Raw genomic sequence first — 25,772 nt, 5'->3', positions numbered from 1 at the left:
CTGTGGGAGCGGGTTTACCCGCGAATAGGCCAGAACAGGCAACATCACTTGGACAGGTAACGCATCCCGTCTTCCAACCCCTGCAAGGTCAGCGGAAACATCCTGTCCTCGATCAGGTCCCGCACCAGGTGGGTCGAAGCGGTGTAGTCCCAGGCCTGTTTGGGATACGGGTTGATCCAGATGATCTTCCTGAACTTCTCCATGAAGCGCTGCATCCACACATACCCGGCCTCTTCGTTCCAGTGCTCGACGCTGCCGCCCGGCTGGGTGATCTCGTAGGGCGCCATGGCCGCGTCGCCGACGAACACCACCTTGTAGTCGTCACCGTACTTGTGCAGCAGGTCGAAGGTGGAGAAGCGCTCGGAAGTCCGGCGCAGGTTGTTCTTCCACACCGACTCGTAGATGAAGTTGTGGAAGTAGTAGTACTCCAGGTGCTTGAACTCGGTCTTGCAGGCCGAGAACAGTTCCTCGCAGACCTTCACGTGGGCGTCCATCGAACCGCCGATGTCGAACAGCAACAGCAGCTTGACCGTGTTGCGTCGCTCGGGGCGCATCTGGATGTTCAGCAGGCCTGCGTCACGGGCGGTGTGGTCGATGGTGCCGTCGATATCCAGCTCCTCGGCGGCGCCTTCGCGGGCGAACTTGCGCAGGCGGCGCAGGGCCAGCTTGATGTTGCGCGTGCCCAGCTCGACCTGGTCGTCGAGGTTCTTGTACTCGCGCTGGTCCCACACCTTCACCGCCTTGCCCTGGCGCTTGCCGGCCTCGCCGACGCGGATGCCCTCGGGGTTGAAGCCGCCGGAGCCGAACGGGCTGGTGCCGCCGGTGCCGATCCACTTGTTGCCCCCGGCGTGGCGCTCCTTCTGCTCCTCAAGGCGTTTCTTGAACTCCTCGATCAGCTTGTCCAGGCCGCCCAGGGACTGGATCTGCGCCCGTTCCTCGTCAGTCAGCGAGCGCTCGAACTCCTTGCGCAGCCAGTCGTCGGGAATCAGGGCCTCGATATGCCGGTCGAGGTTTTCCAAGCCCTTGAAGTAGGCGGCGAACGCGCGGTCGAACTTGTCGAAATGGCGCTCGTCCTTCACCAGGATGGCCCGGGCCAAGTAGTAGAAGGCGTCCATGTCGGCGAACACCACGCCCTTCTGCAGGGCATGGTGCAGGTCGAGCAGCTCGCGCACCGACACCGGTACCTTGGCCGCGCGCATTTCATTGAACAGGTTGAGCAGCATGGCCCGGCTCCTGTCAGCGGTTGCCGCGCCGGCTCATGAAGGCCAGGCGCTCGAGCAATTGCACGTCCTGCTCGTTCTTGACCAGGGCACCGGCCAGCGGCGGGATGGCCTTGGTCGGGTCGCGTTCGCGCAGCACGGCCTCACCGATGTTGTCGGCCATCAGCAGCTTGAGCCAGTCGACCAGCTCGGAGGTGGACGGTTTTTTCTTCAGGCCCGGGACCTTGCGCACGTCGAAGAACACGTCCAGTGCCTCGCTGACCAGCGACTGGCTGATATTCGGGTAGTGCACGTCGACGATCTGCTGCAGGGTGGCGCGGTCGGGGAAGGCGATGTAGTGGAAGAAGCAACGGCGCAGGAAGGCGTCGGGCAGTTCCTTCTCGTTGTTGGAAGTGATGATGATGATCGGGCGTTGCTTGGCCTTGATGGTCTCGTCGATCTCGTAGACGTAGAACTCCATCTTGTCGAGTTCCTGCAACAGGTCGTTGGGGAACTCGATGTCGGCCTTGTCGATTTCGTCGATCAGCAGGATCACCCGCTCGTCGGCCTCGAAGGCCTCCCACAGCTTGCCCTTCTTCAGGTAGTTGCGCACGTCGTGGACCTTGTCCACGCCCAGTTGCGAGTCGCGCAGGCGGCTGACCGCGTCGTACTCGTACAGGCCCTGGTGGGCCTTGGTAGTGGACTTGATGTGCCAGGTGATCAGGCGGGCGCCGAAGGAGGCGGCGAGCTGCTCGGCGAGCATGGTCTTGCCGGTGCCCGGCTCGCCCTTGACCAGCAGCGGGCGCTCCAGGGTGATGGCCGCGTTGACCGCCAGCTTCAGGTCGTCTGTGGCGACGTAGTCGCGGGTGCCTTCGAACTTCATGAACCGATCCTCTGGGTGGCTGGGCCCGACTCATCGCGGGGCAAGCCCGCTCCCACAGGATTTGAGCGCAACCTGTGGGAGCGGGCTTGTCCCGCGATGAGGGCAGTGCAGCCAACGCATGTTTATTGATGTGTCAGCGACTATAACCCCGCACCCGCCGCCTGCAAACGCAGACCGGGTATTCAGTCCCTGAATGGTCCGTCACCCCCGGTAACAGAGCAGGCTTTACGCCCCACCCCGGCAGGCTTACCCTTTTAGGTCCACCTGCCAGCCCTGCATTCAAGGACCCCTGCCATGAGCCGTATCTACGCCGACAACGCACATTCCATCGGCAACACGCCGCTGGTGCAGATCAACCGCATCGCCCCGCGCGGAGTGACCATCCTGGCCAAGATCGAGGGGCGCAACCCGGGTTATTCGGTGAAGTGCCGGATCGGCGCGAGCATGATCTGGGACGCCGAGGACAGCGGTAAGCTCAAGCCAGGCATGACCATCGTCGAGCCCACCTCGGGCAACACCGGCATCGGCCTGGCCTTCGTTGCCGCCGCCCGTGGCTACCGCTTGGTGCTGACCATGCCGGACTCGATGAGCCTGGAGCGGCGCAAGGTGTTAAAGGCTCTGGGCGCCGAGCTGGTGCTGACGGACAAGGCCAAGGGCATGAAGGGGGCCATCGAGAAGGCTAACGAAATCGTTGCTTCCGACCCTGCCAAACACTTTCTGCCGGGCCAGTTCGACAACCCGGCCAACCCGGCCATTCATGAGAAGACCACCGGCCCGGAAATCTGGAACGACACTGATGGCGCGGTCGACGTGCTGGTGGCCGGGGTCGGCACCGGCGGCACCATCACCGGGGTGTCGCGCTACATCAAGCACACCCAGGGCAAGCCGATCCTGTCGGTGGCTGTGGAGCCGGTGAACTCGCCGCTGATCAGCCAGACCCTGGCCGGTGAGGAACTCAAGCCCAGCCCGCACAAGATCCAGGGCATCGGTGCCGGTTTCGTGCCGAAGAACCTCGACCTGTCGATCGTCGACCAGGTCGAGACCGTCACCGAGGACGAGTCCAAGGCCATGGCCATCCGCCTGATGCAGGAGGAGGGCATCCTCTGCGGCATTTCCTGTGGCGCGGCGATGGCGGCGGCGGTGCGCCTGGCCGAGAAACCGGAGATGCAGGGCAAGACCATCGTGGTGATCCTGCCGGACTCGGGCGAGCGCTACCTGTCGAGCATGCTGTTCAGCGACATGTTCACCGAGCAGGAGAACCAGCAGTAAGTCTGGGGCTGCTGCGCAGCCCATCGCGGCACAAGGCCGCTCCTACAAGGACGCGATTGCCTGTAGGAGCGGCCTTGTGCCGCGAACGGGGCCCGGGATATACGGGCCACCGCTGATCCGGCGCAATGTCGGCCTCTCTCGTTTATTGCACAATCCCTGACACTGCGATCCGGCACCGGTTGTTTTTACCCGGCCCGGATGGGTTTATGATGTCCGGCTATCTGGGGATGGCCAGATTTCCCCTCCAAGGAGTGTTGCATGACCTTTTCCTTCGTCGCCAAGGCAGGTGTCCTGCTGGTGTTCTTCGCCAGCGTGCTGTTCGTGCACCTGCGCGGCAAGGCACGCCTGCCGGTGTTGCGCCAGTTCGTCAACCATTCGGCGCTGTTCGCCCCCTACAACAGCCTGATGTACCTGTTCTCCGGCGTGCCTTCCAAGCCCTACCTGGACCGCCAGCGCTTCCCCGAACTGGACGTGCTCAAGGACAACTGGGAAGTGATCCGCGAAGAGGCCATGCGCCTGTTCGACGAGGGTTACATCCGTGCTGCCGAGAAAGACAACGACGCCGGCTTCGGTTCGTTCTTCAAGAAAGGCTGGAAGCGTTTCTACCTGAAGTGGTACGACAAGCCGCTGCCTTCGGCCGAGGCGCTGTGCCCGAAGACTGTCGAACTGGTCAGCAGCATCCCCAACGTCAAGGGCGCGATGTTCGCCCTGTTGCCCGGTGGCAGCCACCTGAACCCGCACCGCGACCCGTTTGCCGGCTCCCTGCGCTACCACCTGGGCCTGTCCACGCCGAACTCGGACAACTGCCGCATCTACGTCGATGGCCAACCCTACGCCTGGCGTGACGGCGAGGACGTGATGTTCGACGAGACCTTCGTGCACTGGGTCAAGAATGAGACCGAGGTCACCCGCGTGATCCTGTTCTGCGACGTCGAGCGCCCGCTCAACAGCCCGCTGATGACCCGCATCAACCGCAAGGTCAGCGCCTTCCTCGGCCGCGCCACTGCGCCGCAGAACACCGATGACGAGCGCGTCGGCGGGATCAACCAGGCCTACGCCTGGAGCAAGCGCTTCAGCAATGTCATCAGCACCCGGGTCAAGCAGTTCAAGCGCGCCAACCCCAAGGCCTACCGCGTGCTGCGGCCGGTGCTGGCGGTTGTCGTCGCCTATGCGCTGTACCGCTGGCTGTTCTGATCGGGGCAGGCATCTTCCCGGGCAGGTCCGGCCTTTTCGCGGGTAAACCCGCTCCAACAAGTACTCCATGGCAGCTAATCCAGCGAGATACTTGTGGGAGCGGGTTTACCCGCGAAGAATCCACCGCTATAGTCCATTCCATTCACTTTCCAGAAGACCTGTTCATGCCCGCCATCCCTTCCACCACCGCTTACGTTCTCGCGCCTGTCGCGGGCGTGGTCGTGCGTGGCAGCCAGCAGCCGGCCATGATCAGTCACTACCCACCACCTGTCAGTGGCGTCGTAGGCGGCGTAGCTCCGCCTCCTTGCGCAGTCGTGGTGCTGGGCTGATCGGCCGCAGGCCGCTCCCCACCGCACTCGCAACCTACTGAACACGGTCGGCTATCCCCGCAAGACGCGATAGGCCCTCCGTACGGCTCATTTGCCCGTATACAGGTGGCAATACATGTCTGTTTTCAACAAAGCATCCGTGGCCTCGGCGGCCACCACCAGCCTGTTCGTCCTGCTGTGGAGCAGCGGGGCGATCGTTTCCAAGCTCGGCCTGGCCCAGGCCAGTCCCTTCGCCTTCCTGCTGCTGCGCTCGGCCCTCGCGCTTTTCGGTCTGTTGTTGATCGGACCGCTGCTCGGCTTGCGCTGGCCACGTACCCGGGGCGGCATTGTTCGCGCTTTGGGGACCGGCTGCGTGTTGCTGGGCGCCTACCAGATCTTCTACCTGCTGGCACTCAATACCCATGTCACCCCCGGCGTCATGGCCACGGTCATGGGCGTGCAACCGATCCTTACCGTGGTGCTGATGGAGCGCCAACGCTCCTGGAGCCGGCTGTTCGGCCTGGGCCTGGGGCTTGGCGGCCTGGTGATGGTGGTCTACCAGGGCATCAACCTTGGCGGGGTATCCCTGACGGGCATGCTGTTCGCCCTGCTGGCGTTGGCCAGCATGACCTTCGGCTCGATCCTGCAGAAGCGCATCACCGACAACCCGATGGGCACCTTGCCGCTGCAGTACCTGGCCGGTTTTGCCCTGTGCGCGCTGTTCGCGCCGTTCCAGCCGCTGCAGGTCGAGTGGAACGCCAGCTTCGTCGGCGCGCTGCTGTGGATGGGGCTAGTGGTTTCGCTGCTGGCCACGCTGCTGCTGTACCGGCTGATCGCCCGTGGCAACCTGGTCAATGTCACCAGCCTGTTCTACCTGGTGCCGGCGGTGACGGCGGTGATGGACTTCGCCATTTTCGGTAACCGCCTGGCGCCGCTCAGCCTGCTGGGAATGGGGTTGATCGTGGTCGGGTTGCTGTTCGTGTTCCGCAAGCCGGCGTTGCGCGCGGCCGAGGCCTGAGTAAAGAAATGCTGGGAGCGGGGCAAGCCCGCTCCCACATCACGACCGTGCAGGGCGCAGCACCAGCCAGAGCGCCGCGGCGATCAGCAGGCCGCCGTACAGGTGCGCCATCGACAGCGGCTCATCCAGCAGCCACGCCCCCCACAGTACGCCGAACACCGGGATCAGGAAGGTCACGGTGCTGGCCTTGACCGGCCCGATTTCGTTCAGCAGGCGGAAGTACAAGATGTAGGCGAACGCCGTGCACAGTAGCCCCAGGCCCAAGAGCGACAGCCATACCTGCCAGCCGCCCCAGCTGGCAGGCGGCTGGGTCAGCGCGCTCCAGGCGAACAGCGGGCTCAGCAGCAGGGTGGCGCCGAGCATGCTGCCCAGGGCAGACAGACGGCTGTCCAGCGTTCCCACCCAGCGCCGCGCGAGGAAACCCGCGAAACCGTAGCAGGTGGTCGCCGCCAGGCACGCCAGGGCGCCTTGCACCAGGGCCATGTCCAGCGCCACCGGGCCGGCGCCGCTGAGGATGCCTACGCCGAACAGGCCGAGGAAGATCCCGCAGAGCTTGGGCAGGGTCATCGCCTCGCGGAAGAACAAGGTACCGATCAGCACGCCCATCAGCGGCGTGGTGGCGTTGAAGATCGCCGAGTAGCCCGCCGGCAGCACCTGCGCCGCCACGGAATAGAACGTGGCCGGAATGCCGGAGTTGATCATGCCCAGCACCAGGCAGGCACCCAGCTTGCCCTCGAAATTCCAGCGCACCCGGGCGGCGGCGAGGATGGCGATCAGCCCCAGGCAGGCGATCGACACGCGGAAAAAGGCGGTCGGCACGGTGCCGAGCTCGGGAGCGATGATGCGCATGAACAGGAAGCTGGCACCCCAGACGGCGGCAAGGGTCAACAGACGGGCAAGGGCGATGGGGCTCACGGGTGGTCTCCGGCGGTGGGGCAGGGGCGCGAGTGTACGTCAGTGGGCAAGCGGGATTCTTGTGCTTTCTTGCTGTGTAAGCCGTATCGCGGGGCAAGCCCGCTCCCACGTGTGGAACACTGGCGGCGTGGGAGCGGGCTTGCCCCGCGATAAGGTCCACACTGCCTGCGAGCCGCTTACGGACGACTAAGCTATCTAACTCAACTTGCCATGAGATCCCGCGCATGACCCAACCCTGGCCCGCCGCCGACATCGCCCGGATGATCCTCGATGGCTTCGACGACTACCGCGAGCATTTTCGCCGCATCACCCTCGGTGCCCGCGAGCGTTTCGAGCAGGCGCGCTGGCAGGACATCCAGCGTGCCGCGGCGGCGCGGATCAACCTCTATGAAGAGAAGGTCGCCGAGGTCAACGGCTGGCTGCGCCAAGGCTTCGAGACCTCCCAACTGCTGGACGTCGAGCAGTGGCCATTGGTGAAGAACGCCTACATCCGCCTGATCGACCCGCGGCTGGACGATGAGCTGTCCGAGACCTGGTACAACTCGCTGTTCTGCAGCCTGTTCAGCCATGACCAGATCAGCGACGGCTGCATGTTCATCCACACCACTCGCCCGTCCATGCGCGGCCACGAGCGCGCGGCGCAGACCCGCACCTATGCGCTGGACGGTGGACTGAAGGGGCTGTTGCGGGCAATCTTCGCCGATTACCGCTTCAACGTGCCCTACGGGGACCTGGAGGGCGACCTGTCGCGGTTGCAGGACCAGCTGCGTGAATGCCTGCCCGACTGGGTGTGCAAGGACCCGGCGCTGGCAGTGGAGCTGTTCACCCCGGTGCTCTACCGCAACAAGGGCGCCTACCTGGTCGGGCGCCTGTACACCCCCGACGAGCAGTGGCCGCTGGTGATCCCGCTGCTGCACCGCGAAGGCCATGGCATCGAGGCCGATACGCTGATCACCGATGAGGCGGAGGTGTCGATCATCTTCTCCTTCACCCGTTCGTACTTCATGGTCGATGTGCCGGTGCCGGCGGAGTTCGTCAACTTCCTCAAGCGCATCCTGCCGGGCAAGCACATCGCCGAGCTGTACACCTCGATCGGCTTCTACAAACACGGCAAGTCGGAGTTCTACCGCGCACTGATCAACCACCTGGCCAACAGCGACGACCGCTTCATCATGGCGCCGGGGGTGCGCGGGATGGTGATGAGCGTGTTCACCCTGCCGGGCTTCAACACGGTGTTCAAGATCATCAAGGATCGTTTCTCGCCGTCCAAGACTGTTGATCGCGCCACGGTGATTGAGAAATATCGCCTGGTGAAGAGCGTGGATCGCGTCGGACGCATGGCCGACACCCAGGAGTTCGCCGATTTTCGCTTCCCCCGCGCCAAGTTCGACCCCGACTGCCTTGCCGAGCTGCTGGAAGTGGCGCCCTCCACCGTGGCGCTGGATGGGGACACGGTACTCATTCGTCACTGCTGGACCGAGCGACGCATGACCCCGCTCAATCTCTACCTTGAACAGGCCAGCGAAGCCCAGGTGCTGGAAGCGCTGGAGGACTACGGGCTGGCGATCAAGCAGCTGGCGGCGGCCAACATCTTCCCCGGTGACATGCTGCTGAAGAACTTCGGCGTTACTCGCCATGGCCGGGTGGTGTTCTACGATTACGACGAGATCAGCTACCTCACCGAGGTCAACTTCCGCCATATCCCGCCGCCGCGCTACCCCGAGGACGAGATGTCGGGCGAACCGTGGTACTCGATCGGGCCGCACGACGTGTTCCCCGAGGAGTTTCCGCCGTTCCTGTTCGCCGATATCGGCCAGCGCCGCTTGTTCAGCCGACTGCATGGCGAGTTGTATGACGCCGATTACTGGAAAGGGCTGCAGGAGGCGATCCGCGCCGGGAAGGTGATCGATGTTTTTCCGTATCGGCGCAAGGGGCGCTGAATGGCGCCCAAACATGTAACCCTGTAGGAGCGGCCTTGTGCCGCGAAAGGGCCGCAACGCGGCCCCGGCATTTTCGCTGCGAAGCTGAAATCCTGGGGCTGCTTTGCAGCCCTTTCGCGGCACAAGGCCGCTCCTACATGGGGGGTATGGCTTGAGCAGCCCAGCTAACTTCAACCTCTCAGGCACTTGAGCTCACTGAAATCCGCCCGCACCTTGCCCAGGCGCTGCTGCAGGAACTGCTTCTGCGCAAGGCTGCTTTGCTTCATCAAGTCGACCAGCAGGCTGCGCGCCTGCTGTTCACTGTTCTCATAGGCCTGGCGGTACTCCGCCGTCCACAAACTTTCCTTGCGCTGCAGCAGTTGCGCCAGGCGCGGTTCGAAGCCGGGCGTGGCGCGCTGGTCCATTGCCAGCACCAGCTGCTGCTGCCAGTGCGCGCGATTGGCGATCGACTGGCGGTTCTGGTCGCCCAGGGCATGGGACCAGCTCATCACCCGCAAGCGTTGCTGGGCGCTGAGTTCACCCAGCCAGGGTTCCAGGCGCTTCTGCATGCGTGCGGCGCGTTGTTCGATCTGTTTGGGCAGCGGGGTTTCGTCGTAGGTTTTGCGGCGCTTGTCGATGTCGGCGCGAAACGCCTGGCGCATCTCGGCGACCTGGGTGTCGCTCATCCCGCGCAGCAGTTCGGTGGCCGAGGGGGTGATCGCCGTGGCCACCCGGCCGATGGCCTGGCGGGCTTCGAGGGTGCGTTGCTCCAGGGCCTGGTCGGTGACTGCGTCTTCGGCCACCATCAGCCGCACCCGGTCGAGCCAGTCGAGGTAGCCGGGCAGCTGCGTCTTGCAGTGCCAGGCCAGTTGTTCTCTGAGCCGTTCGTCGAGCAGCTGTTTCTGCTCGCGGTTCATGTCCAGGTAGTCGTCCAGCGACCAGGGCACCAGGCGGTCAAGGTTGCGGTAGGCCAGGTCGATGCGGCTGCAGGCCACAAGGGCCAGGGCGAAGCCGATGACGAGCAGCAGGGTTTGGGGCAGGCGTCGGGGCATGAGCGAATCCTTGCACAGGCTGGCCAGGCGGTGGACGCAAGGTGGGCCCGAGGGTTCCGGCGCATGCGCGCTCGGGCGGACGGGCGGGTCAAGTGTTAGAATAGCCGCCTTGTCTTGAGGATCTTCGGAAATGGCTCTGCTTGGGCGTTACAACAGTTTGCAAATCGTGAAACACGTGGAATTCGGCCTGTACCTGGACGGCGGTGCCGACGGCGAGATCCTCCTGCCACGGCGCTACTTCCCCAAGGATGCCGAACTCGAGCTGGACGACTGGCTCAACGTGTTCATCTACCTCGACAGCGAGGACCAGCTGATCGCCACCACCGAGAAGCCGAAGATGCAGGTGGGCGAGTTCGCCAGCCTCAAGGTCAAGGACATCAACGGCGCGGGCATCTTCCTCGACTGGGGCCTGTCCAAGGACCTGCTGATGCCCTACTCGGAAGAGTCCCGGCCACTGAAGATCGGTGACTACTGCGTGGTCCACGCCTACCTGGACAAACGCACCCGGCGCATCACCGCCACCGCCAAGCTGGACCGTTACCTGGACCGCACCCCGGTGGACTACCAGGTCGGCCAGCCGGTCGAGCTGCTGGTGGCCGGCGAGACGCCGATGGGCTTCAAGGCAATCATCAACAACCGCCACTGGGGCCTGATCCACAAGAACGAAGTGTTCAAGTTCCTGCGTTCGGGCATGCACGAGAAGGGCTTCATCAAGGAAGTGCGCGCCGATGGCAAGATCGCCCTGAGCCTGCAGCCGGTGGGCCAGGCCCTGGCCGACGGCTTGTCCGAGCAGATCATGCAGCGCCTTGAAGCCAATGGCGGCGTGCTGGCGGTGTGCGACAAGAGCGATCCGGCGCTGATCAGCCAGATGTTCAATGTCAGCAAGGGCAACTTCAAGAAAGCTATCGGCGCACTGTTCAAGCAGGGCCGGATCGTCATCCATGACGATCGCATCGAGCGGGCCTGATCAGGCCTGCACGAAGGTGCTGAAGTCCAGCTGCTCGCCACCCGGGCGGCTGTCGCGCAGCAGCGAGTCGCGGTCGGCGCTCAGGGCCAGGCTGATGGTCGAGCGGCGTTTACCGGCGTTGCGCACTTCCATCTGCTCCTGGTGAGCGCGCAGGAAGTTGGTCGGTACCTTCAGGTGCTGCAGTTCATCGGTTTCCGGGGTGTGCAGCAGCAGGTTGACCCAGTCTGGCTGGCCTTTGCGCAGCAGCGCCACCGGCACCTCGAACCACCACAGGTTGCGCTTCTTGTCGAGGATGGCGAACAGGGTGTTGTCGCGGTTGAGCACCGGCCGGGTCAGTGCTTCGTTGCGCCGGGCGATGGCGGTGGGTTTGTCGAGTTTCATGCAGGTTCCTGCGGGTTGACGCTAGATTGGCCTGATATTGTGCGGGTGGGCTCATCGCGGGGCAAGTCGCATCGGCACGCCGCCGCTCCCACGGGGAAAACGCGAGGCCGTTGGGCTGGGACCAGGCAAACTAATTGAAACTCCTGCGAGCGGCCGTGGGTCGATCAGGTGTCGACACGATTTCCCGTGTCTTTCCGGCAAGGAGACATCCCATGAGCGGCACCAAGGATAAAGCGAAAGGCCTGGCCAACGAGGCCGTGGGCAACATCAAGCAGGGCGTCGGCAAGGTGACCGACAACGACAGGCTGCGCGCCGAGGGCAAGGCCCAGGAGTTGAAGGGCGAGGCGCAGCAGGCCGTGGGCAAGGTCAAGGATGCCGTGAAGAAACCTTGATCGCAGTGGCATAGTCGCGGGGCAGTGCGCTCTCACGCGGTGGGAGTGGGCTTGCCCCGCGATTGCATTGTGCGTTCGGCAACGCGCCAGCGAACAGCACGCTCGCCGCCTGGTCTATTAGACTGGTTGCATTGCCACCCCGATCAAGCGGCGAAAGGAGACGCTATGATTTTCCCCGACCTGCGCGGCCTGCCCCTGCACCGCGTGCTGGTGCGCACCGTCAAGGAGTTCCTCGACGACGAGATGTCCACCTATGCCTCCGCGCTGGCCTACCAGATGCTGTTCTCGCTGTTCCCGTTCCTGCTGTTCCTGATCGCCCTGATCGGTTTTTTGCACCTGCCCGACTTCTTCTCCTGGCTGCGCCTGCAGTCCGAGCTGGTGCTGCCGCCCCAGGCCCTGGAGCAGGTCAACCCGGTGATCGACCAGTTGCAGCAGTCCAAGGGCGGATTGCTGTCGGTGGGTATCGTGATCGCCCTGTGGACCGCCTCGGCGGGCGTGCGCCTGATGATGAGCGCGATGAATGCCGCCTACGACGTACCCGAAGGGCGGCCGGTATGGAAGCGCATCCCGCTGTCGATCATCTATACCGTCGGCGTCGCCGGCATGCTCCTGGCGGCCGCCGCGCTGATGGTGCTGGGGCCGCAGGTCATGGGCTGGATCGCCTCCCAGGTGGGGCTGGAGGAGGCGGTGGTCATCGTCTGGACCATCCTGCGCTGGCCGGCGATCATCATCCTGATGATGGTGGCGGTGGCGCTGATCTACTACGTGATGCCCGATGTGAAGCAGAAATTCCGCTTCATCACCCCAGGCTCGGTGCTGGCGGTAGTGGTGTGGATCGTCGCGTCGCTGGGCTTTGCCTACTACGTGAAGACCTTTGCCGACTACAACGCCATGTATGGCAGTATCGGGGCGATCATCGTGCTGTTGCTGTACTTCTACATCTCTGCCGCGGTGCTGCTGCTGGGGGCCGAGATGAACGCGGTGATCGAGCATATGTCCGCCGAGGGCAAGAACCCCGGCGAGAAGGAGTTCGCCCAGGATAATCCACAACAGACCGTCACCGTGCTCGGCCATGAGCACCCGGTGACACCCGAACCCCAGACCCGCGAGCCGAATACCTGATGATCCGCGACATTCTCAAGATGGGCGATGAACGCCTGCTGCGCATCGCCCCGCCGGTGCCGGAGCACATGCTCGGCAGCCCTGAGCTCAAGCAACTGATCGACGACATGTTCGAGACCATGGCCCATGTCGGTGGCGTCGGCCTGGCCGCGCCGCAGATCGGCATCGACCTGCAACTGGTGATCTTCGGCTTCGAGCGCAGCGAGCGCTACCCGGACGCCGAGCCGGTGCCGCGGACCATCCTGCTCAACCCGGTGATCACGCCGCTGGCCACGGAAGTCGAGGACGGCTGGGAAGGCTGCCTGTCGGTGCCGGGCCTGCGCGGCGTGGTGCCGCGCTACAAGCACATCAGCTATTCGGGCATCGACCCCCAGGGCAACCCGATCAACCGCTTTGCCGATGGCTTTCATGCGCGGGTGGTGCAGCATGAGTGCGATCACCTGATCGGCCGGTTGTACCCCTCACGCATCCAGGACTTCAGCAAGTTCGGCTACACCGACGTGCTGTTCCCCGGGCTCGATGTGGCCGACGACTGATCCCGCACCAGCGCCACCAAGGGCTTGCTGCGCTGGTAACGGGCCAGGCGCGAGGCCAGGGCTTCGGGCAGTGTGGTGGCGGGCGTGAAGGCCAGGCGCTGGTAGAAGGGCGTCAGGTCCGGATGGCAGAACAGCCAGGTCGCGCAGGTGCTGTCGGCCAGCGCGGCCTCTACCAGTTGCGAGGCGATCTGCCGGCCACGCCATTGCGGGGCGACGAACAGGCCGGTCAGCCAGTAGCCGCCCTCTACGGGTGTCAGGTTCATTCCGCCGACGATTCCACCGCTGCGCGCGACCCACTGCTCGCCATCACCGGCGGCGCGCATGCGCGAGCCGTGCTGGCGATAGAACTGCTCCAGCAGGCGGCGCTGGATAGGGGGCAGAAGGGTGCAGGTCAGGGGCGGCATGCGTGGCTCACGCTGTAGGGCTCATCGCGGGGCAAGCCCGCTCCCACAAGGTCGCATACAGCCTGTAGGAGCGGGCTTGTCCCGCGACAGGGCCCGTGCAGGAAAAATGACGGTTCTTTGTCGCAGATTGTTGCAAATCCGGCAAGGGTGAATAACCGACCCAGGGGTTCAACTATTCTGACTGCGGAGTAGACTTTCACTCATCCCCCCGGCAGTACGATAAAGCGGGATCGGTACTTCGTGTCATCTTCGCAGTCGATGACAACTTCTCCGCGCCATTGACGGCATCAGAAGTCACGCGATCAGCTTGATAGCCATCAAGGTCGTTATCCATGAAAGCCTTACTGATTCTTGCATTGGTCGGTATGTCCTCGCTCGCCTTCGCGGACCAGGTCAAGACCGCAGACACCCAACCCGTGGTCGAGCAGTACGACTATTCCACCAACCTCGACATCAAGCGCGTGATCAGCCTGTCGACGATCCCCAACGTCTGTGAAGTGGTGCCCGCCACCATGACCTACGAGGACCATCAGGGACAGGTGCACACCCTTCAGTACCGTGCCCTGGGTGAGGGTTGCCGGCTGAACTGAGCCGCGCACAATCCCTGTAGGAGCGGCACAAGGCCGCTCCTACAGGGGCAGGTGTAAATCCCGGACGAGCTCCAGCCCCTGCTTCAACTGCGCGCGGCTGTGCGCCGCCGACAGGCTGACCCGCACTGCCCGCACACGCTCCGTGCCCACCGCGAACACACTGGCCGGCACGATCTCCACTCCTTGCGCCCGACACCGGGCAACCAGCGTCTCGGCTTCTGCAGACGTGGTCAGCCAGGCATGGGGCGAAGGCACGCTGTCCACCTGCAGTGCATTACCCAGCAACGCCCGCGCCAGGCGCCAACGCTCGGCCAGTTCCTCCCGCTGCCAGGCCAGTCGCCGTGCGGCGGTCCCGTCCGAAATCCACTGGCAAGCGATGTGCAGGTTCAATGGCGACACCGACCAATGGGTGGCCTGGGCATAGGGGTCGATCTGCTCCAGCAACGCTGGCCGCGCCACGATCCAGCCCAGGCGCAGGCCGGCGGCCACGGTCTTGGACAAACTGCTGATCAGCACCCCGCGGCCTTCGAGCAAAGGGTACAGCGGCGGCCGGTCGGTCAAGGCGCCGTACACGTCATCCTCGATCACCAGCAAGTCGTGGCGCCTGGCGACTGCCGCCAGCGCCTGGCGCCGGGCCTCGCCCATGCAGGCCCCGGTCGGGTTGTGCAGGGTCGGGGTGGTCACCAGTACCCGCGCGCCACTGGCCCGCACGACGCGGTCCAGTTCGTCCGGGCGCAAACCCTGTTCATCCAGAGCCACCCCCTGCACCGGCAGGCGCAGCTGTCGACAGGCCGCCTTGATGCCCGGGGCGGTCAACGCTTCGACCATCACCGGCTCGCCTGCCTGGCACAGTGACTGCAGCACCAGGATCAAGGCCTGTTGGGCGCCACCGCAGAGCAGCACCTCCTCGGGTCTCAGGTCCAGGCCGCGATTGGCCAGCCAGCGGGCGCCCTGGATCCGCCCCAGTAGCAATTGCTCCGGCCCCAGGTAATGGTCGAGCAGGGTGGTTTCACCCTGTTCGAGCAGTCTGCGCAGGCTGTGTTCGAGGTCAAGATTGTGCGGATCGGCCACTGGCACGTTGGTCGACAGGTCGATCACCGGGTGCTGGCGGTCGGGCTGCTTGAGGCGGAATAGTGTCGCCTCCTTGCTGCTGGCCAGCACGTAGGTGCCGCGCCCCACTTCACCGGACACCAGGTGCCGCGCCGCAGCCTCGCGGTACGCCTGTTGCGTGGTGCTTGGGTTCAGGCCCAGCGTCCAGGCCAGGCGACGCTGGGGCGGCAGGCGTTCGCCGGCTTTCAGCTCGCCCTGTTCGATGGCGCCGGCAATGGCTTCGACCAGCGCCAGGTAGCGCGGCTGGTCGTTGTCTGGCAGGGAGGGAATCCACACGAAATTGCTACCCATGCAATATATGTTTGGACCCATACAATGACCGGCGCTTAGGATCGGATCAAGCCCTACCGATGAAGGAAGATCGCCATGTTCGACTTGCCCGCCCTGCGTGAAGCCGCCGACTTTGTTCACCAGCACGTTCCGCCGACCCCGCAGCATGCCTGGCCGCTGCTGGCCGAGCGGCTGGGTTGCCAGCTCTGGGTCAAGCATGAGAACCATGCCCCCACCGGTGCCTTCAAGGTGCGTGGTGGGCTGGTCTACGTGCGTTCCCTGCAGGCAGCTGGCGAAGTCCCCCGCGGGCTGGTCACCGCCACCCGCGGCAACCATGGCCAGAGCATGGCCCTGGCGGCGCGCCAGGCGGGCTTGCCGCTGGTGATCGTGGTGCCTGAAGGCAACTCGCGAGAGAAGAATGCCGCCATGCGCGCCCTGGGCGCGGAACTGGTGGAGCACGGCGTGGACTTCGACGTTGCCCGTGAAGAGGCGGCGCGCCTGGCCGAGGAACGCGGCTACCAGATGGTCCCATCGTTCCACCCAGAGCTGGTGCGCGGTGTGGCCACCTACGCCTTGGAGCTGTTCGAGGCGGTGGCCGAGCTGGATTGCGTGTATGTGCCGATCGGCATGGGCTCGGGCATCTGCGGGCTGATCCAGGCGCGCAATCTGCTGGGGCTGTCCACCGAGATCGTCGGCGTGGTATCCGCTGCGGCAGACGCTCATGCCCAGAGCTTCGAGCAGGGTCGCATCATCACCACCGCCAGCGCCAACACCTTCGCCGACGGCATGGCCTGTCGCGTGCCGCACCCCGATGCCTTCGCCCTGGTGCGCGAGCATGCCGCACGCATCGTGCGGGTGAGCGACGACGAGATCGGCGAGGCCATGCGGCTCTACCACGAGACCACCCACAACACCGCCGAAGGTGCCGGTGCCGCTGCCCTGGCCGCATTGATGCAGGAACGTGGGCGTCAGGCCGGCAAGCGTGTGGCGGTGGTGCTCAGTGGCGCCAATGTGGATCGTGGGCGTTATGCGCAGGTGTTGGCGGGGTGATGAAAAATTCTGAATGAATGTCGAGGCAGAAGAGCTTCCCCGGTCTTGGTAGCATTTTTGTCTACCTGCGAGGCATTTCTGGGGATCGACGATGAATCACATTCACTACAGGGGCTACGAGGCCAGTGTCGAATACGATGCGCATGACCAGATCTTCGTCGGACGTGTACTTGGCATGATCGGTATCATCAGTTTTCACGCCAGCACTCTGCATGGGTTGCACGAAGCGTTTCAACAAGCCGTGGAAGACTATGTTTCCGACTGCACAGGCCAGTCGGAATCTGTCTGAGCGAGTGAACTTTCTTTCTGTACGGCAAGCGCACCCTCGGGTTCAATGTGCACCCCTGATTACGTCCAGAGTGCGCCATGCCTTTCTCCAACGGTTTTCTCCTCAGCCTTTCCCTGTGCCTGGACATCGGCATGGCCAATATCGCCATGATCACCCTGGCCATGCAGCGCGGCTTTCTCCAAGGGTTCTGGCTGGGACTGGGTACCTGCGTCGGCGACCTGGTCTATGCAATTGCTGCTCTGGCCGGGATGACCGTGCTGTTGCAGTTCGAAAGCGTGCGCTGGGCCCTGTGGCTGGGCGGTTCGGCACTGCTGGTGTGGTTTGCCGTGAAGATGCTGCTGGCGGCCTGGCGCGGCGGGCACCTGGAGTCGCGGGGCGAAGTGGTGGTGGAGTCTGGCTGGCGCGAGTTCCTGCGCGGGATCTTCCTGGCCATGTCCTCGCCCAGCGCGATCCTCTGGTTCGCGGCGGTGGGTGGGGTGCTGATCTCCAGGTCTGGTGGCGGCAGCCTGCTCGACGCGGGTCTGTTCCTCGGGGGCTTCTTCGCCGCCGGGTTGGTCTGGTGCGTGTCGCTCTGCGCCATCGCCAGCCATGGTGGGCGCTTGCTCGGTGATCGGCTGCTGACGTGGTCCTACCTGCTGTCGGCGGCCATTTTCTGTTATTTCGCGGTGTATGTGATTCTCTCCGGTTATCGTGAGTTCATCTTGTCTACACCCGTTTGAGTCATGGAGTTCCCAGAAGTGGCAATGATCCAACCCTGCACTGACCCGGGCAGCCCGGCCTGGCTGCACTTGCGCAGCGCCTTGTGGCCCGACAGTGCGGCGACTGACCACCTGGCGGAAATGGCCGATATCGCCGGCCGCCCCGCAACCTTCGTGGCCCTGCTGGCGTATGACGAGCAGGGCAGGGCGCAAGGGCTGGCCGAGGCGTCGGTGCGTCATGACTATGTCAATGGCAGCAATACTTCGCCGGTGGCGTACCTCGAAGGCGTCTTTGTTGAACAGGCCTCGCGCGGCCAGGGCGTCGCCCGCCAGCTGATCGCGGCTGTCGAACGGTGGGCCGATGGCAAAGGTTGCCGCGAACTGGCCTCGGACGCCGCGCTGGACAACCTTGGCAGCCAGCGCATGCACGCGGCCCTGGGCTTTGCCGAGACCGAGCGTGTCGTGTACTTCCTCAAGCCAGTCGCGCCCCTCGACTGAAAATTTCCGGGCAGTTGTCGATTTGCCGTTTTCCCGTTCGACCAGTGTTGAAAGCGTCACCACCAACCCTGATGAGTCTTCGGAGGAAACACCGATGAACACTGCAGCCGAGCATGAACTGAAGCAACTGATCGAACAGTGGATGCAAGCCGTGCGCGAGCGTGACGTCGACCGTATCGTCGCCCCCTACGCCGACGACATTGTCGCCTTCGACGCCATCCAGGCCCTGCAATTCAAGGGCAAGGCCGCCTACCGCGCCCACTGGGAAATGTGCATGGGCATGTGCACCGGGCCGATGGTGTTCGAATTGGCGCAGCTGACCGTGCACGCCGACGGCGACCTGGGCCTGGCCCACTGGCTCAACCGCTGTGGCCCGGGCGACGATGAGAGCCAGTGCGGCTTCATGCGCGCCACTGTCGGCTACCGGCGCAGCGGCGGCCAATGGCAGGTCATCCACGAACACTGGTCGGCACCGTTCGACATGGAAACGCAAAAAGCGCTGTTCGATCTCAAACCTTGAACGCCCTCGACCGCCTATCGCCACCTCGCCCCGGAGACGATCATGAAATACCTGTGCCTGGTCTATTGTGATGAAGCGCTGTTGCACAGCCTGCCCGACAGCCCCGAGGACGCCGAATGCATGGCCTACGCCGAGTCCATCCAGGGCTCCGGGCGGATGATCGCCGCCGAGGCGCTCAAGCCCGTGCAGACGGCCACCACGGTACGCGTGCGCGCCGGACACATGAGCCTGACCGACGGTCCGTTCGCCGAGACCAAGGAGCAGTTGGCCGGGTTCTACCTGGTCGATGCCCGCGACCTCAATGAAGCGTTGAACATCGCCAGGGGCATTCCGGCGGCGCGGGTCGGCAGCGTCGAGGTGCGTCCGGTGCGTGAGTTGCAACCCTGACCCAATAAGGAGAGCACGATGACCCAGGTATCGCCGGGCTGATGAATAGCGAAGGGCAAATCCGGGATGAAGTGGCGGCGGTCTACCGCCGCGACTCCCGGCGCATCCTGGCCACCCTGATCCGCCTGCTGGGAGACTTCGACCTGGCCGAGGAGGCCCTGCATGACGCCTTCTTCATTGCCGTCGAGCGCTGGCAGCGCGATGGCATCCCGGACAATCCGCGGGCCTGGCTGGTCTCCGCTGGCCGCTTCAAGGCCATCGACGCCTTGCGTCGGCGTGCCCGTTTCGACCGCTCCCAGGCGGACCTGATCATGCTGCTGGAGGGCGAGGCCCAGGACCCGGGCGAGCAGGAGCTGCTGGTCGACGATCGGCTGCGCCTGATCTTCACCTGCTGCCACCCAGCCCTGGCCTTCGATGCCCAGGTGCCGCTGACACTGCGCGAGGTCTGCGACCTGACCACCGAGCAGATCGCCCGCGCCTTCCTGCAGAGCCCGGCGACCATCGCCCAGCGCATCGTGCGCGCCAAGGCCAAGATTCGCGATGCGCAGATCCCCTACCAGGTGCCGGAGCTGGGCGAGTTGCCGGAGCGGCTGGAGAGTGTGCTGCGGGTGATCTACCTGGTGTTCAACGAGGGCTATTCGGCGTCTTCGGGCGAGGATGTCACCACACGCGCGCTGACCGACGAGGCCATCCGCCTGGGCCGGTTGCTCGCGCAGTTGCTGCCGGATGCCGAGGTGCTGGGGCTGTTGGCGCTGATGCTGTTGCAGGCCTCGCGGCAGAACGCGCGCAGCGATACCAACGGCGAGCTGGTGCTGCTCGACGAACAGGACCGGAGCCTGTGGGACCGGGCACAGATAGAGGAGGGCAGCCAGTTGGTGCGCCAGGCCCTGAGCGGCCGGGAGTTCGGCCCCTACAGCGTGCAGGCGGCGATTGCCGCGCTGCATGCTGAAGCACCCAGCGCCGAGGCCACCGATTGGGACGAGATCGTCGGTCTGTACGATGTGCTGCAGCGTCACTGGCCGTCACCGGTGGTGGAGCTGAACTGGGCGGCGGCACTGGCCCGGCGCGATGGCGCGCAGGTCGGGTTGCGGGCGGTCGAAGCAATTCTCGAGCGGGGCGAACTGGGCGAATACCACCTGGCCCATGCCGCGCGCGCCGAACTGCATCGGCAGCTGGGCAATACCGAACAGGCCCGCGAGGCCTGGCAGCAGGCATTGACGCTGACCCGGCAGGGGCCGGAACGCCGCCATATCGAGCGGCGCTTGCGCGAGCTGGGGTGAGGTCATACCTGTAGGAGCGGCCTCGTGCCGCGAAAGGGCTGCGTAGCAGCCCCGGCGATCTATGCATGGACGCTGAAATCCAGGGACTGCTGCGCAGCCCTTTCGCGGCACAAGGCCGCTCCTACAGTGACCGTGAGAGCCGCAGTGCTTTCAGCTGGCAACGAATTCCGGCGGGCTCACCAGCTCGACGGTCTGCTGTTTGCGCGGCGCGAGGATCTCGGCTTCGCCGGCGACCACCAGCTCGTCGTTCTGGTTGTACACGTTGGTGGCGATACGCACCTTGAACTTGGGCAGCTTCTCGAGGATTTCCAGGCGCACGGTCAGCTCGTCGCCGATCTTCACCGGCTTCTGGAAGCTCATCTGCTGGCCCAGGTAGATGGTGCCCGGGCCAGGCAGGGTGCAGGCCACTGCGGCGCTGATCAGCGCGCCGCTGAACATGCCGTGGGCGATGCGTTCCTTGAACATGCTCTTGGCGGCGAACTCGGCATCCAGGTGCACCGGGTTGTGGTCGCCGGACATGGCGGCGAACAGCTGGATGTCGCGTTCTGCCACGGACTTCTTGTATTCAGCTTTCTGGCCGACTTCGAGGGCTTCGTAAGGCGTGTTGGTGACCTGGGTCATCAGGGGCTTCCTTGTGGAACGGACGAGGCTGCCGATCATTCACTGCGGGCAGGGCGGCCAAGGGCCAGCGCCTGCTCCAGCCAGCCGATGATCTCGGCGGTGACCTCGTCGCGATGGGTTTCGTTGAGCACTTCGTGGCGTGCGCCGGGGTAGATGCGCAACTGTACATGACGGTTGCCGGTCGCGCGCAGGGCGTCGGCCAGGTGGGTGAGACGCTTGCCGGCACTCACCGGATCACATTCGCCGCCCAGCACGAAGATCGGCAGGTTCGGATCGATCTGCGCCAGGTTCTTCTTCTGACTGATCTGCGCCAACCCCTGCAGCAGGTCGAGCCACAGCTGGTTACTGCAGCGAAAGCCGCACAGCGGATCGGCGATGTACTTGTCCACCTCCGCGGCATCACGGCTGAGCCAGTCGAAAGCGGTGCGGTTGGGCTTGAACGCCTTGTTGAACGAGCCGAACGACAGCCAGTCGATCAGCGCGCTCTTGCCCAGCGGGCCCTGGCGCCAGGCCTCGAGACGGGCAATCAGGCGCGCCGCGCGGTACAGCGCCACCGGCTGGAAGTTCGAACCGCTGAGGATCGCGCCCTGCAGGCTGGCGCTGTGGTGCAGCAGGTAGGCCTGGCCGATGTAGCTGCCCATGCTGTGGCCGAACAGGAACAGCGGGGTTCCCGGAAACTGCTGGCCGATGTGCTGGGCCAGCAGGCCCAGGTCGTTGAGCACGGCATTCCAGCCATTTTGCCGGGCGAACAGGCCCAGGCTGCCCAGTTCAGCGGTGCGGCCGTGGCCGCGCAGGTCGGGGGCGAGCAGCCCGTAGCCGGCCGCGTTGAGCGCATGGCCCAGGCGCTGGTAGCGCCCGGCATGCTCGGCCATGCCATGGGCCAGCAGCACCACGGCCTTGACCGGTGTGGCCGGCAGCCATTGGTGGACATAAAGGCTGCAATGCTCGCTGGCGGGGAGCCAGAAGGCGTCGTGGGGCATGGCGGGTCCTTGCGCGCGGAGGTTGCCCAACAGTGTATGCGCAAAGCCATCGATTGCAGGAAGGGCGGAAAAGAGATTCACAATGTTAATGGCGGCACTTGGCGTATTTGCCACCTTCGACAGAGCTGCTAACGTCGGCTGAACACCTTTTTGCCAGCAGGCGAACAGGTCAGGAATGTCCCGGTAGAGGAACAACAATAAATGCAAGCCGATTTCTGGAACGACAAGCGCGCCGCGGGCGTACCTTCCACCATTGACATGAATGTCTACACGTCCGTCGTCGACGTCTTCGAGCGCTGCTGCAAACGCTTCGCCGACCGCCCGGCGTACAGCAACCTCGGGGTCACCCTTAGCTATGCCGACCTCGAGCGTCATTCGGCCGCCTTCGCCGCCTGGCTGCAACAGCACACCGAACTGGTGCCGGGCGACCGCATCGCGGTGCAGATGCCCAATGTCCTGCAATACCCCATTGCGGTGTTCGGCGCCATGCGCGCCGGCCTGATCGTGGTCAACACCAACCCGCTGTACACCGAGCGCGAGATGCGCCATCAGTTCAAGGACTCCGGCGCCCGAGCCCTGGTGTACCTGAACATGTTCGGCAAGCGCGTGCAGGAGGTGCTGCCCGATACCGGCATCGAGTACCTGATCGAGGCGAAGATGGGCGACCTGCTGCCGACGGCCAAGGGCTGGCTGGTCAACACCGTGGTCGACAAGCTGAAGAAGATGGTGCCGGCCTACCAGTTGCCCCAGGCCGTGTCGTTCAAGCAGGTGCTGCGCCAGGGGCGCGGGCTCACTCACAGGCCGGTGGCACAAACCCTGGAGAACATCGCGGTGCTGCAGTACACCGGCGGCACCACCGGGCTGGCCAAGGGCGCCATGCTCACCCACGGCAACCTGGTGGCCAACATGCTCCAGGTGCTAGCCTGCTTCGGTCAGCACGGCCCCGATGGCCAGCCGCTGATCAAGGAAGGGCAGGAGGTGATGATCGCGCCGCTGCCGCTGTACCACATCTATGCCTTCACCGCGAACTGCATGTGCATGATGGTGACCGGTAACCACAACGTACTGATCACCAACCCCCGGGATATTCCCGGTTTCATCAAGGAGCTGGGCAAGTGGCGGTTCTCGGCGCTGGTGGGCCTGAACACGCTGTTCGTCGCGCTGATGGACAACCCGGGCTTCAAGTCGCTGGATTTCTCCGCGCTGAAGATCACCAACTCCGGTGGCACCGCGCTGGTCAAGGCCACCGCCGAACGCTGGGAGGCCCTCACCGGTTGCCGCATTGTCGAAGGCTACGGCCTGACCGAAACCTCGCCGGCGGCCAGCACCAACCCCTATGGCCAGCTGGCGCGCCTGGGCACCGTGGGGCTGCCGGTGCCCGGCACGGCGTTCAAGGTGATCGACGATGAAGGCCACGAGCAGCCGCTGGGCGAGCGTGGCGAGTTGTGCATCAAGGGGCCGCAGGTGATGAAGGGTTACTGGCAGCAGGTTGAGGCCACCACCCAGGTCCTGGATGCCGAAGGCTGGCTGAAGACCGGCGATATCGCCGTCATCGATCCGGACGGTTTCACCCGCATCGTCGACCGCAAGAAGGACATGATCATCGTCTCGGGCTTCAACGTGTATCCCAACGAGATCGAGGATGTGGTGATGGGCCATCCGCAGGTGGCCAGCTGCGCGGTGATTGGCGTGCCGGACGAGCGCACCGGCGAGGCGGTGAAGCTGTTCGTGGTGCCGCGTGCGGGTGGGGTGAGCGTCGATGAGCTCAAGGCGTTCTGCAAGACCAACTTCACCGGCTACAAGGTGCCCAAGCACATCGTGTTGCGCGAATCGCTGCCGATGACTCCAGTGGGCAAGATCCTGCGCCGGGAGTTGCGCGACATCGCCTAACGGTGGCTAATCCAATCCTGTGGGATCAGCGCAACGCCGTTCCCGCAGGCCCTCTCTAGGGCAGGGCTTTCAGGCGGATTCGCGACATTTTGTATAATTACTCTAAAAATGACCTGTATTGTTCATTGAGTCATTTTTGTGACCTGTCGGCCCATTTCGACCTCTAGGCGACCCCTTGCAAAGCTGTTACTCTCGGCGCGCTTTCAGAGGATCCGGTTTGCAATGAGCCGGCCTCTCATATCAATAATAAGCGCATCGACGCGTACCGAATTCGCTGTTGCTGAAGGAGCGGGCTTCCATGATCGAACATTTTTGGAAGGATAAGTACCCAGCCGGGGTCACGGCGGACATCAATCCTGACGAATTCCCCAATATCCAGGCGGTACTCAAGCAATCCTGCCAACGCTTTGCCGACAAACCTGCCTTTAGCAACCTGGGCAAGACCATCACCTACGGCGAGCTATACACCCTGTCCGGCGCCTTCGCCGCCTGGCTGCAGCAGCACACCGACCTGAAGCCGGGTGATCGCATCGCGGTCCAGCTGCCCAACGTCTTGCAGTACCCCGTCGCCGTGTTCGGCGCCATGCGCGCCGGCCTGATCGTGGTCAACACCAACCCGCTGTACACCGCGCGGGAGTTGGAGCACCAGTTCAACGATTCCGGAGCCAAGGCCCTGGTGTGCCTGGCCAACATGGCGCACCTGGCGGAAAAGGTGGTGCCCAAGACCCAGGTCAAACACGTCATTGTCACCGAAGTGGCCGACCTGTTGCCACCTCTCAAGCGCCTGTTGATCAACAGCGTCATCAAGTACGTGAAGAAAATGGTGCCGGCCTACCACCTGCCGGGCGCCGTGCGCTTCAACGACGCGCTGGCGCTGGGCAAGGGCGGCGCGGTGACCGAGGCCAACCCGCAGTCCGGCGATGTCGCCGTGCTGCAGTACACCGGCGGTACCACCGGCGTGGCCAAGGGGGCGATGCTCACCCACCGCAACCTGGTCGCCAACATGCTGCAGTGCCGCGCGCTGATGGGCTCGAACCTGCACGAAGGCTGCGAGATCCTCATCACCCCGCTGCCGCTTTACCACATCTACGCCTTCACCTTCCATTGCATGGCCATGATGCTCATCGGCAACCACAACGTGCTGATCAGCAACCCGCGCGACCTGCCGGCCATGGTCAAGGAACTGGGCAAGTGGAAGTTCAGCGGCTTCGTCGGCCTCAACACGCTGTTCGTCGCCCTGTGCAACAACGAGACGTTCCGCAACCTCGACTTCTCGGCGCTGAAGATCACCCTGTCCGGCGGCATGGCCCTGCAACAGAGCGTGGCCGAGCGCTGGAAGACGGTGACCGGCTGCGCCATCTGCGAAGGCTACGGCATGACCGAGACCAGCCCGGTGGCGGCGGTCAACCCGACTTCGGCCAACCAGCTGGGGACCATCGGCATCCCGGTGCCGTCCACCCTGTGCAAGATCATCGACGACAACGGCCAGGAACTGCCCCTGGGCGAGGTGGGCGAGCTGTGCATCAAGGGGCCGCAGGTGATGAAGGGCTACTGGCAGCGTGAAGACGCCACCGCCGAAATCATCGACAGCAATGGCTGGCTGAAGACCGGCGACATCGCCCTGATCCAGCCGGACGGCTACATGCGCATCGTCGACCGCAAGAAGGACATGATCCTGGTGTCAGGCTTCAATGTGTACCCCAACGAGCTCGAAGATGTGCTCGCCGCGCTGCCGGGCGTGCTGCAGTGCGCGGCCATCGGCATCCCGGACGAGAAGTCCGGCGAGGTGATCAAGGTGTTCATCGTGGTCAAGCCGGGCATGACCCTGACCAAGGAGCAGGTGATGGAGCACATGCGCGCCAACGTCACCGGCTACAAGGTGCCCAAGGCCATCGAGTTCCGCGACGCGCTGCCGACCACCAACGTCGGCAAGATCCTGCGCCGCGAGCTGCGCGACGAAGAGCTGAAGAAGCAGGGTCTGAAGAAGATCGCCTGATCCGCAGCGTGCGCGATCGATGTAGGAGCGGCCT

General features: G+C 64.2%; 27 protein-coding genes. 18 read left to right on the top strand and 9 right to left on the bottom strand.

Translation table 11 applies throughout. The features are described 5' to 3' along the window. Positions 1 to 44: 44 nt before the first annotated feature. On the bottom strand, positions 45 to 1,223 hold the full coding sequence (locus tag AC0MAZ_RS23050) for a vWA domain-containing protein (RefSeq protein WP_232857271.1): 1,179 nt from the start codon (positions 1,221 to 1,223) through the stop codon (positions 45 to 47). 13 nt (positions 1,224 to 1,236) lie between these two features. Continuing rightward, positions 1,237 to 2,082, bottom strand: a complete 846-nt coding sequence (locus tag AC0MAZ_RS23045; RefSeq protein ID WP_011535085.1) for an AAA family ATPase — start codon at positions 2,080 to 2,082, stop codon at positions 1,237 to 1,239. 294 nt (positions 2,083 to 2,376) lie between these two features. Here AC0MAZ_RS23045 and cysK point away from each other — a divergent pair, with 294 nt between their 5' ends. The 3 genes from cysK to AC0MAZ_RS23030 all read left to right on the top strand — a co-directional run bounded on the left by cysK (position 2,377) and on the right by AC0MAZ_RS23030 (position 5,871). After that, the gene (gene cysK / locus AC0MAZ_RS23040; RefSeq protein WP_203651363.1) at positions 2,377 to 3,351 is read left to right on the top strand and encodes a cysteine synthase A; all 975 of its coding nucleotides are present in this window, start codon (positions 2,377 to 2,379) and stop codon (positions 3,349 to 3,351) included. 258 nt (positions 3,352 to 3,609) lie between these two features. Next, positions 3,610 to 4,545 carry an aspartyl/asparaginyl beta-hydroxylase domain-containing protein gene (locus AC0MAZ_RS23035; protein WP_203651369.1) on the top strand — a complete coding sequence of 312 codons (936 nt, stop codon included), beginning with the start codon at positions 3,610 to 3,612 and terminating at the stop codon, positions 4,543 to 4,545. 444 nt (positions 4,546 to 4,989) lie between these two features. Continuing rightward, complete coding sequence (locus tag AC0MAZ_RS23030) at positions 4,990 to 5,871, top strand: DMT family transporter (RefSeq protein ID WP_203651370.1); 882 nt, start codon at positions 4,990 to 4,992, stop codon at positions 5,869 to 5,871. A 39-nt stretch (positions 5,872 to 5,910) separates the two neighbouring features. Here AC0MAZ_RS23030 and AC0MAZ_RS23025 read toward each other — a convergent pair whose 3' ends face one another. Then, entirely contained in the window at positions 5,911 to 6,786 is an 876-nt protein-coding gene (locus AC0MAZ_RS23025; RefSeq protein ID WP_110739181.1) for a DMT family transporter, read from the bottom strand. A gap of 224 nt (positions 6,787 to 7,010) precedes the next feature. On the opposite strand from AC0MAZ_RS23025, the gene aceK reads away from it, so the two are divergent. Then, positions 7,011 to 8,726 (top strand): bifunctional isocitrate dehydrogenase kinase/phosphatase, encoded by a 1,716-nt coding sequence (gene aceK, locus AC0MAZ_RS23020; RefSeq protein WP_475859300.1) that lies wholly within the window; start codon positions 7,011 to 7,013, stop codon positions 8,724 to 8,726. A 170-nt stretch (positions 8,727 to 8,896) separates the two neighbouring features. On the opposite strand, the gene AC0MAZ_RS23015 is transcribed toward aceK, so the two are convergent. Then, the gene (locus AC0MAZ_RS23015; RefSeq protein ID WP_475859298.1) at positions 8,897 to 9,757 is read right to left on the bottom strand and encodes a DUF6279 family lipoprotein; all 861 of its coding nucleotides are present in this window, start codon (positions 9,755 to 9,757) and stop codon (positions 8,897 to 8,899) included. 130 nt (positions 9,758 to 9,887) lie between these two features. On the opposite strand from AC0MAZ_RS23015, the gene AC0MAZ_RS23010 reads away from it, so the two are divergent. Further along, the gene (locus AC0MAZ_RS23010) at positions 9,888 to 10,724 is read left to right on the top strand and encodes a CvfB family protein (protein ID WP_110739178.1); all 837 of its coding nucleotides are present in this window, start codon (positions 9,888 to 9,890) and stop codon (positions 10,722 to 10,724) included. On the opposite strand, the gene AC0MAZ_RS23005 is transcribed toward AC0MAZ_RS23010, so the two are convergent. Next, complete coding sequence (locus AC0MAZ_RS23005) at positions 10,725 to 11,105, bottom strand: hypothetical protein (RefSeq protein WP_050706820.1); 381 nt, start codon at positions 11,103 to 11,105, stop codon at positions 10,725 to 10,727. Between the two features lie 212 nt (positions 11,106 to 11,317). Here AC0MAZ_RS23005 and AC0MAZ_RS23000 point away from each other — a divergent pair, with 212 nt between their 5' ends. The 3 genes from AC0MAZ_RS23000 to def all read left to right on the top strand — a co-directional run bounded on the left by AC0MAZ_RS23000 (position 11,318) and on the right by def (position 13,155). Beyond that, positions 11,318 to 11,497, top strand: coding sequence for a CsbD family protein (locus AC0MAZ_RS23000; protein WP_050706819.1), 180 nt, complete (start codon positions 11,318 to 11,320; stop codon positions 11,495 to 11,497). 165 nt (positions 11,498 to 11,662) lie between these two features. Further along, positions 11,663 to 12,619, top strand: a complete 957-nt coding sequence (locus tag AC0MAZ_RS22995; RefSeq protein WP_234560267.1) for a YihY/virulence factor BrkB family protein — start codon at positions 11,663 to 11,665, stop codon at positions 12,617 to 12,619. Next, complete coding sequence (def, locus tag AC0MAZ_RS22990; protein WP_186733041.1) at positions 12,619 to 13,155, top strand: peptide deformylase; 537 nt, start codon at positions 12,619 to 12,621, stop codon at positions 13,153 to 13,155. Before AC0MAZ_RS22995 ends, def begins: the two co-directional genes overlap by 1 nt. On the opposite strand, the gene AC0MAZ_RS22985 is transcribed toward def, so the two are convergent. After that, positions 13,110 to 13,559 carry a GNAT family N-acetyltransferase gene (locus tag AC0MAZ_RS22985; protein WP_475859295.1) on the bottom strand — a complete coding sequence of 150 codons (450 nt, stop codon included), beginning with the start codon at positions 13,557 to 13,559 and terminating at the stop codon, positions 13,110 to 13,112. The genes def and AC0MAZ_RS22985 overlap by 46 nt on opposite strands. 332 nt (positions 13,560 to 13,891) lie before the next feature. Between AC0MAZ_RS22985 and AC0MAZ_RS22980 the strand changes: the two genes are divergently transcribed. Then, entirely contained in the window at positions 13,892 to 14,149 is a 258-nt protein-coding gene (locus tag AC0MAZ_RS22980; RefSeq protein ID WP_028693053.1) for a DUF2790 domain-containing protein, read from the top strand. Positions 14,150 to 14,188: 39 nt separating this feature from the next. Here AC0MAZ_RS22980 and AC0MAZ_RS22975 read toward each other — a convergent pair whose 3' ends face one another. Beyond that, positions 14,189 to 15,550, bottom strand: coding sequence for an aminotransferase-like domain-containing protein (locus AC0MAZ_RS22975; protein ID WP_475859293.1), 1,362 nt, complete (start codon positions 15,548 to 15,550; stop codon positions 14,189 to 14,191). A 75-nt stretch (positions 15,551 to 15,625) separates the two neighbouring features. On the opposite strand from AC0MAZ_RS22975, the gene AC0MAZ_RS22970 reads away from it, so the two are divergent. From AC0MAZ_RS22970 to AC0MAZ_RS22940, 7 genes are all read left to right on the top strand, one after another. Then, complete coding sequence (locus AC0MAZ_RS22970; RefSeq protein WP_475859291.1) at positions 15,626 to 16,579, top strand: threonine dehydratase; 954 nt, start codon at positions 15,626 to 15,628, stop codon at positions 16,577 to 16,579. A 91-nt stretch (positions 16,580 to 16,670) separates the two neighbouring features. Beyond that, complete coding sequence (locus tag AC0MAZ_RS22965) at positions 16,671 to 16,868, top strand: hypothetical protein (RefSeq protein WP_232857280.1); 198 nt, start codon at positions 16,671 to 16,673, stop codon at positions 16,866 to 16,868. Positions 16,869 to 16,945: 77 nt separating this feature from the next. Next, positions 16,946 to 17,587, top strand: a complete 642-nt coding sequence (locus tag AC0MAZ_RS22960) for a LysE family translocator (RefSeq protein WP_232857281.1) — start codon at positions 16,946 to 16,948, stop codon at positions 17,585 to 17,587. Positions 17,588 to 17,611: 24 nt separating this feature from the next. After that, positions 17,612 to 18,064 carry an aminoglycoside 6'-N-acetyltransferase gene (gene aac(6'), locus AC0MAZ_RS22955; RefSeq protein WP_232857282.1) on the top strand — a complete coding sequence of 151 codons (453 nt, stop codon included), beginning with the start codon at positions 17,612 to 17,614 and terminating at the stop codon, positions 18,062 to 18,064. A 94-nt stretch (positions 18,065 to 18,158) separates the two neighbouring features. Beyond that, on the top strand, positions 18,159 to 18,584 hold the full coding sequence (locus AC0MAZ_RS22950; RefSeq protein ID WP_254464638.1) for a YybH family protein: 426 nt from the start codon (positions 18,159 to 18,161) through the stop codon (positions 18,582 to 18,584). Between the two features lie 42 nt (positions 18,585 to 18,626). Further along, positions 18,627 to 18,971, top strand: a complete 345-nt coding sequence (locus tag AC0MAZ_RS22945; RefSeq protein WP_203651392.1) for a YciI family protein — start codon at positions 18,627 to 18,629, stop codon at positions 18,969 to 18,971. 41 nt (positions 18,972 to 19,012) lie between these two features. Next, a complete protein-coding gene (locus tag AC0MAZ_RS22940) occupies positions 19,013 to 20,251 on the top strand; it encodes an RNA polymerase sigma factor (protein ID WP_475859288.1) in 1,239 nt (412 codons plus the stop codon). Between the two features lie 150 nt (positions 20,252 to 20,401). Here the strand turns inward: AC0MAZ_RS22940 and AC0MAZ_RS22935 are convergent, their stop codons facing one another. Both AC0MAZ_RS22935 and AC0MAZ_RS22930 read right to left on the bottom strand, forming a co-directional pair. Further along, complete coding sequence (locus AC0MAZ_RS22935) at positions 20,402 to 20,872, bottom strand: MaoC family dehydratase (protein WP_028693061.1); 471 nt, start codon at positions 20,870 to 20,872, stop codon at positions 20,402 to 20,404. A gap of 35 nt (positions 20,873 to 20,907) precedes the next feature. Next, positions 20,908 to 21,852 carry an alpha/beta hydrolase gene (locus AC0MAZ_RS22930; protein ID WP_110739167.1) on the bottom strand — a complete coding sequence of 315 codons (945 nt, stop codon included), beginning with the start codon at positions 21,850 to 21,852 and terminating at the stop codon, positions 20,908 to 20,910. Positions 21,853 to 22,053: 201 nt separating this feature from the next. On the opposite strand from AC0MAZ_RS22930, the gene fadD2 reads away from it, so the two are divergent. Next, complete coding sequence (fadD2, locus tag AC0MAZ_RS22925) at positions 22,054 to 23,742, top strand: long-chain-fatty-acid--CoA ligase FadD2 (RefSeq protein ID WP_203651398.1); 1,689 nt, start codon at positions 22,054 to 22,056, stop codon at positions 23,740 to 23,742. A 298-nt stretch (positions 23,743 to 24,040) separates the two neighbouring features. Continuing rightward, positions 24,041 to 25,738, top strand: coding sequence for a long-chain-fatty-acid--CoA ligase FadD1 (gene fadD1 / locus AC0MAZ_RS22920; protein WP_028693064.1), 1,698 nt, complete (start codon positions 24,041 to 24,043; stop codon positions 25,736 to 25,738). Positions 25,739 to 25,772: the final 34 nt, after the last annotated feature.

Source organism: Pseudomonas sp. A (assembly GCF_056270345.1).
Note: the sequence above shows the minus strand (reverse complement) of the source record. Positions and strands in the feature narration are given on the sequence as shown.